Source organism: Leptothoe sp. PORK10 BA2, from assembly GCF_034932105.1.
Taxonomy (GTDB): Bacteria; Cyanobacteriota; Cyanobacteriia; order Phormidesmidales; family Phormidesmidaceae; genus Leptothoe.
The window spans coordinates 1-6,968 of the sequence record NZ_JAYGIG010000180.1 but is presented as its reverse complement, the minus strand read 5'-3'; the positions used below and the strand labels follow the sequence as shown (position 1 = coordinate 6,968).

At 54.5% G+C, this 6,968-nt stretch carries 6 protein-coding genes; 1 reads left to right on the top strand and 5 read right to left on the bottom strand.

What is annotated here, in order from left to right:
• Window positions 1–250 precede the first annotated feature (250 nt).
• Window positions 251–742: a hypothetical protein gene (locus tag VB741_RS25610; RefSeq protein ID WP_323368062.1), complete on the top strand. Its 492-nt coding sequence runs from the start codon at window positions 251–253 to the stop codon at window positions 740–742.
• A 41-nt stretch (window positions 743–783) separates the two neighbouring features.
• Here the strand turns inward: VB741_RS25610 and VB741_RS25605 are convergent, their stop codons facing one another.
• The 5 genes from VB741_RS25605 to VB741_RS25585 all read right to left on the bottom strand — a co-directional run bounded on the left by VB741_RS25605 (window position 784) and on the right by VB741_RS25585 (window position 6,879).
• The gene (locus VB741_RS25605) at window positions 784–1,701 is read right to left on the bottom strand and encodes a hypothetical protein (RefSeq protein ID WP_323368061.1); all 918 of its coding nucleotides are present in this window, start codon (window positions 1,699–1,701) and stop codon (window positions 784–786) included.
• A gap of 8 nt (window positions 1,702–1,709) precedes the next feature.
• The gene (locus tag VB741_RS25600; RefSeq protein WP_323368060.1) at window positions 1,710–2,111 is read right to left on the bottom strand and encodes a hypothetical protein; all 402 of its coding nucleotides are present in this window, start codon (window positions 2,109–2,111) and stop codon (window positions 1,710–1,712) included.
• 40 nt (window positions 2,112–2,151) lie between these two features.
• On the bottom strand, window positions 2,152–4,989 hold the full coding sequence (locus VB741_RS25595) for a CHAT domain-containing protein (protein ID WP_442786453.1): 2,838 nt from the start codon (window positions 4,987–4,989) through the stop codon (window positions 2,152–2,154).
• 65 nt (window positions 4,990–5,054) lie between these two features.
• Complete coding sequence (locus VB741_RS25590) at window positions 5,055–6,143, bottom strand: plasmid pRiA4b ORF-3 family protein (protein WP_323368058.1); 1,089 nt, start codon at window positions 6,141–6,143, stop codon at window positions 5,055–5,057.
• Window positions 6,144–6,312: 169 nt separating this feature from the next.
• Window positions 6,313–6,879, bottom strand: a complete 567-nt coding sequence (locus VB741_RS25585; protein ID WP_442786452.1) for a Uma2 family endonuclease — start codon at window positions 6,877–6,879, stop codon at window positions 6,313–6,315.
• Between the last annotated feature and the right edge of the window lie 89 nt (window positions 6,880–6,968).

The window sequence follows — 6,968 nt, the reverse complement described above, 5'->3', positions numbered from 1 at the left end:
TGTTGGGACTAGATTGGCGTTCATATTCCAACTCTAGTCCTATTTCCTGCTTGATGCTCTACAACCTCCAACTGACAATACTTCAGCCCCTTTACTGATGGCCGAGGAACACCGGTTACGCCCATAGTCATTTGAAATGATCAGTACTTGTCTGATTCATGGGTCTCGATTTTGCTCGGATAGTGTCATTATCGGCGTTTACTCCCATGGGCTAAGCATTTCAGGCGCTGAATAGAGGGCTGGAATGCTGATGGAGCGTTATTGGACGCGGCATTATGTCGCGATCTTACAGTCGGATGCGCTACGGTTGGCAGGGTTGGATGGAACACCTGCCGAAGACATCCTTTATGCGTCTAATGTTGGGCTCATCCACCGTACTGAATGGTGGGCCTGGTGGTCTGACCTGCAAATGACGACAGCTATTGGGTTACCTCAGGATCTACAGCCACAGGGGTTAGCACCGGATGCAGTGCAGCTAATTTCTGAGGTGTGGGAAAGTGATGTGATTGAGCCGGAATGTGGCTGGCAATTGCTCGCTGAGGTCAAGCAAATTTTGAGCCGGGCGGTGATCTGGCGAGGTGGGCAGCGGGGGCGGTATCAGCCTGAAACCTGGGAGCGATTGAGGGTTGTATTTGAGGCTGATAGGGAAGGCATACTCTATCGGGTTGGGCAGGGCTATGAGGATGGATACTACTGCGATGTTACTCTCGATTTACCGTCTGGATTGATCGATCTGGGGTAGGTTATTTCTTCATTGTCTACAGAGCGATGATCTTGGTCTGGCTATGATTTGGGCGGGTCGTGGAAGTCTGGCATCGTTGGATCCGGTTCTCGCCAAAGATATTGGGTGAGTTTTTTGCCATCCTCAGCTTCTTTGATGGGATTCTTCGGCAGCTTGATGCGCAGGGATTGGTAGAGCAGGTGGCGATGCACGTCGAAGGTGGCTTCGAGCAAGTCCACATAGACAGCGGCGGCACTGAGGGCGATGCGGTAGCTGAACCAGGCAACGGGTAGCGCCAGCAGAGGTGCCCACCAGGCAAGGGGTGTCCAGACTAGGAAAAGTAGACTCCAAAAGCTGATTCGCACGGTGGTATTGAGGGCAGCACGGGCTTCTTGGAGTTCTTTGCGGGTGCTGTCGGGGAGGAGCAGCCAAAGGCGGGGCCAGCAGACGACGGCATCAAGCCCGTAGCGTTCTTTTGAGCGGTATTCTGAGGCGCGCAGCAGATTACCCAGGCGGGTGGGCATAAACTGATTGGGCTGGGATGGAGAATGCATGACCAGCCAATCGAGTTGGGCGTACTCGTTCAGTTCCTCAGCCGAGAGAGCGGCTTCACCCTTAGCGTATAACGTGCTCCAACGTTGCTGCTGCTGTTGCCACTGGTTGACGTATCGCTGGGTACGTTTGTGGCGGAGGGGTTTCATCCAGCGGGGCCAGTAGCCTTCTAAAAAACGCAGCATGGGCCGGTCGAATTTTTGGGCAACGGAGGAGGAGGTGACAATTACGATGAGACCGACAATTAACAGCCCAACTTGGACGGGTTGGGGTTGTTGTAGTGCCCAGGTTTTGAGGGGAGTCCAGCCAAAGTGGTAGATGCTAGCGGCTAGCCCACCTAACCAAAATACGAAGGCGGGAGTCAGTAGGTTGGTGACCCACTGTTCTGAGACCTTACCGGTCATGCCTTCGAGAAATTTGGAGTACATGAGCCTCCTTAAGTTGCCTGAGATTGGGCTGGCACCAGGAGGATGTGATGTTCCTGGCAGAGGGGTGGTTCGATTCCTACCTTAGGTCGATACCAAATTCGAGAACAGCCTGGTACTTCACAGACAAAGGCATTGGCATCAATAACCGACACAGAACCCGCTAACGAATCATAGCTCCGCATGACTGGGGGTGGAATTTTGTCGTTCAGGCATTGGCTTGTCCATTCACGGGTAGGGTCACGCTCTGCCAGCAATTCCAGAATTGGGTTATCAACCGCTTCACCAGATTCGGCTCTGGTTAGCAACTCGGCTAACGCTCGATCGACGGTTTCTGCCTCTGCCCCTAATAAATCGGGGAGGTAGAGTCGAATAACACGAGCGGTTTCTAAAACATCTTTGGAGGTATACATCTAAAATTATCTTGACCAGAGATTAAATTTTGAACCAGTACTAAACACCAACATAGCTGAAGGCAGCCCAGTGGAACGGGTGGGCAAAGTAATCAGGGTTAAGCAATATGAGGGATTGGAAAATATCAGGATTGGTTTCCTTAAAGTAGGTTGCTTTTTGCTGACTAGTGGTATCCCGTATCCAAAGCTGAGCCTGACGCAGAGCCGTGGCAGGTTCTAGGCTCTCGTTTCGCCAATAGTCATAGAACCGCATTAGGAGCATCATGGTGCTGAGGTCGGAGACGGACCAGAGGGAGGCAATGACGGCGGCAACTCCAGCTTGGAGGAGGCCGGTGGGGAGGCTGATGGCTTCATCGGCGTTTTCGATGCCGATCAGGCCGGTTTCGCAGGCGGAGAGGATGGCGAGGCGAAGGCCACCGCTCTCTGCCAGGTTGAGGGCGAAGATGTCTTTGAGGGAAAGGATGGCGTCTTCCCCATCGCCGGTCATGGCTAATCCGCTTTTGAGGGGTTCTTGGATGTTGGCGTTGCCGTGGCAGGAGCAGTGCAGGATTGTGGTGTGGGGCAGGGCATCAAGGACGGCTGCGCGGGTGGCATGGTCGTGTCGAAGAATGCTGGGGTTTTGAAAAGTAGAGATCGCGCTTTCTACTTCTTTGCTGGAGCTGGGGAGGGGGCTGACAGGTTTGTACTCGCCAGTTTGGATGTCTAGAATTCGGTGGTGAGGCTCGTCGATCGCTAAGATTGAATTTGTCTGAACGCGATCGGATATGGTTCGGGCGGCGATAAGGGACTGGGCGTTGGGGGCGTAGGTGATGTGGAGGTCATCGAGGGCATAGCGTTTGCCGGTGGGGGTGCTGGGGTCTGGGGTCCAGGCGGCGTGGAGGGGGAGGAGGCTGAGGTAGCCGGTGGGGAGGAGGGTGATGCGCTGAAGTCCCGAGTCTTGCAGTTTCTGGACCAGTGGCCCCATGAGGGTATCCCAGAGTTGGCGGGTCACTGTGCCGATCGCGTCATACCAGCCCTGACGATTGGTTTGGGACTGACGATAGGCAGCGAACCAGGTTTGATTGAGCAGATCAATCAGTTTTGTTTCGGTTAAATCATCCAGCCACAGCACGTCGATCCCATCGACGGTGACGATCAGGGCCATGCTGCCGTTGGGGGTGGTGGCCAGGTAAACCAAAGGATTGTCTGGGCGCAGGGCGGCGCGGACATCTTCAAAGCTAGGTGGTGCCAGGAAATCGGCGTAACCTTCGACCTGGCGAATTTGAATGAGGGTTTGGCTGAGCTGGTCGCGCAGGGTAGCAGCGGTATCACGCAGATCGGTGGGGGTGAGGCTATGGCGCTGGTCGGAGGTGGAAAGGTCACGTTGCTGGCTTTCCAGGTTGCGGAGTTGAAGTGCGACCTCTTGATATTGGCCGTAAAGATCGGGGTGGGTTTGTTGGAGTTGAGTGAGGTCGACCCGATCGCGATCAAGACTCTCGCTTAGGCCTCGGGCACGGCCCCGCTCAAGGGTTTCAACGGCTTTTTGCCGATTGTCCGCGCGGGCTAAAGCGTAGGCCGCACGCCGGGGTAAATCTGCGGTTTCTCGCAGCTCTCCTGATTTGCTGTCTAGCAAGGTTGCGCTTTGGTATAGGATTTCAGCCGCATCCAGGGCCATTTGATACATGGGTTCGGCTTCTTGCCAACGCTGTTGATCACTCAAGAGGGTTGCTAAATTGCGAGCTGATTTGCGGCAGTCATTGGGCAGCACTTCAGGGGTGAAGATCTCCAAGCTGGCTTGATAGGCCGCGATCGCCTTTTCAAGGCTCGTTTGCACGATCGCCTGCTCGAGGTTATCGGCAAGATCCCCTCGGATGCGGTCAGAGTAAGCGTTCGCCAAATTCATCTGGGCGGTGGCCCAATCGACGGGCATGGCCTCGCGGGTCCTCACTTCGAGCACTTGCTCATAGGCCGCGATCGCCTGCTCGAGGTTATCGGCGCGATCCCCTCGAATGCGGTCAGAGTAAGCGTTCGCCAAATTCATCTGGGCGGTGGCCCACTCGACGGGCATGGCCTCGCGGGTCATCACTTCGAGCACTTGCTCATAGGCCGCGATCGCCTGCTCGAGGTTATCGGCGCGATCCCCTCGAATGCGGTTCTTGTAAGCGATCGCCAAATTCATCTGGGCGGTGGCCCACTCGACGGGCATGGCCTCGCGGGTCCTCACTTCGAGCACTTGCTCATAGGCCGCGATCGCCTGCTCGAGGTTATCGGCGCGATCCCCTCGAATGCGGTCAGAGTAAGCGAGCGCCAAATTCATCTGGGCGGTGGCCCACTCGACGGGCATGGCCTCGCGGGTCCTCACTTCCAGCACTTGCTCATAGGCCGCGATGCCCAACTCCAGGTTGAGCCAGCGTATCCCCAAGGGGAACTGCTGAATCAAATTGCCAAAAGCAAAGAAGACCTCTGCGATGAAGGTGCGCTGTTCGGTATCTCCTGCTAATACCTGCGCAGCAACGGTCGGTAGGACGGCCAGCAATTCCGGATTGAACTGGGCCTGCTGCTGCGCCCAGACCGGATAAATCTGCTGGGGATCGCCCTGCTTATCCACAATCAACTGCAACGTCTCTAGCCAAAACTGGCGGGCAGCGTCTGTCCCCTGGGGGGTAGTAGCTATCTCTAAACCCAACGCCTGGGCCAACTGTGCGGCAAACTGCCGCAGCCATCCCGCATTCCCATTCCCCTGGCTCTCCAGCCAGTCAGCATATTGCCCCATCACCTCCACCAGCCCCGCATCCACCAGCTCCCCATGGGCCTGCAACAGCGCCGCCTCTTCCCCCTGGGGGCATCCCGGCAGTTGCTCAATCAACCCCACATAGGCCTGCATCCGCTGTTCATCCATGGTCTGCCCTTGTTTGAGATCGTCTTCAGTCACTCTACACAGCCATTTTTGGCTTTTCCGGTGCCCTAGAATTCAGCGTACTGAGGTGGACTTGCCCCAACTCGATCAGTAATTCGTGGGTATTTGATCTTGGGTTGGGGTGCCGTAATGTCCAGAACACCCACCTGATGCCACCAATCATCCCCAAAATCAAACCAATAGCCAAACACCTCTTCCGCGACCAACCCTAACGCCCCCATGGGCGTCTTGGCCACATCCCCAGCCAAACCATCGGACATCGCAGCCGCTAAACCATAGCGATCGGCGTTCGGATCGTTCGGTCCCTTCCCTTTTAATTGAAACTCGTAAAGATGCTCTTCTTCACGGTCAAATGCGGTAAAAATTATCCTGTGCAACTCGGCCAGCGTCTGATCGCCCCGAATCTCGATGGTGCGGATGATTTGAGGGTTTTTCTTGACAAACGCCTCCGTTACAGGCCCATCCAGTAATGCCACCTCCAAAACATACAGCGATCGCAGGGCCTCTGGTGAGGGCGGTGGCGCAGGTGTTTTAGGGTTTGCCGCACGGGGTTTGCGGCTTTGGCGAGCGGTAGACGGTGCGGCACCCCCTTGAACCATCGCGACGATCTGATCGCTATCGTCCTTGTGCCCTGGAATATAGGGAATCATTCCCTTGCGATAGGCTTCTACCTGCACACCTAGCGGAGCCTGGCGAATATCCATGATGAACCCATTCACCGACAGCATCCAGATCAGCGGATTATCCTCAACTCGACTGGGCAAGCACCAATCGGGGTCAAACTGCCGCATCTTCAGCGTATCGCGCACCTGCTTTGATTTACCTTGCCCGGTACTGTCCGCGACGCCAAACCATCGATAGAGATCTTTGGCACTGACATGGGGCGTTTGCGAGCTGTCGAACAGAAAATTGACCATGCCGATCGCATGGGTGATCCCACAGGCCCAGGTCTTGGCCTGTCCCTTTTCCAGGGGTGAAGGACGCTTACGACAGAGGGCAGCCGTCGCTTGACGAATCAGTTGGGCGTACTCGTCATTGAGATGCTGCCGCGCAAATTCGTCGGTCAGTTCCACAATGCTATTAAACTTCGCTTCCATTGCCTTGGGGGCAGTTTCGGATTTTTTGGATTTAGCCATGATCGTGAGAGTTTAGGGAGCCCGGTCGGGGAACAGGTGAGGATAAGACTATGCAATCATTGTCGAGAGAATTTAGCAAATCCGCTCAATAGCTAAAACTGAGTTTGCAGCTACACCCAGCCTGGGTAACACTGCTGGGGCTCACTATTACAAACTATCCGCCGCCACACTACCCAGCTTGGCCATCAAGACCACGATACAAGTTTGAGCTAGCAAACCTCAAGTCAATGCTTTCAAGCAAAACATCATCACCAGCACCATAGATAACCGTTTCCCAGCTACCCGCCGATATGCGCCGACGACATTCCACCTGCTGAGACTCCTGGAAAATCAAAACATATTCTTCCAGGGAGTCAAGCTGTTGATAATCCTCAAATTTATCACCCAAATCAAACGCTTTGGTACCAGGTGAAAGCACTTCAACAACCAGCTTAGGATATCGCTTAATGTAACGGTCGGTTTTATCTCTTGGATCACAGGTAACAAACGCATCGGGATAATAATAAAAATCATCCTGGTAGTTGACTTTCACATTACCAGAGTGAAATCGACAATTAGACGAGTCACCAAAATGATTGTCAATTAACTTGAGGAGATTGAATGCGATCCGATCGTGGTTATCCGTACCACCCGCCATCGCATACACCAATCCACGTCGATATTCATGACGGACTGGGCTATCCCGTTCAATGTCGAGATAGGGGAGCACGTCAACCGTTAGCCAGAGAAAAAATATCCTAGAAGGTATCGTTTCTATCCGGTCATAGCGATGACACCCGACAGCCGTCAGCAACTCGATTCCCATGTGCGAGCAATTGCACAGAT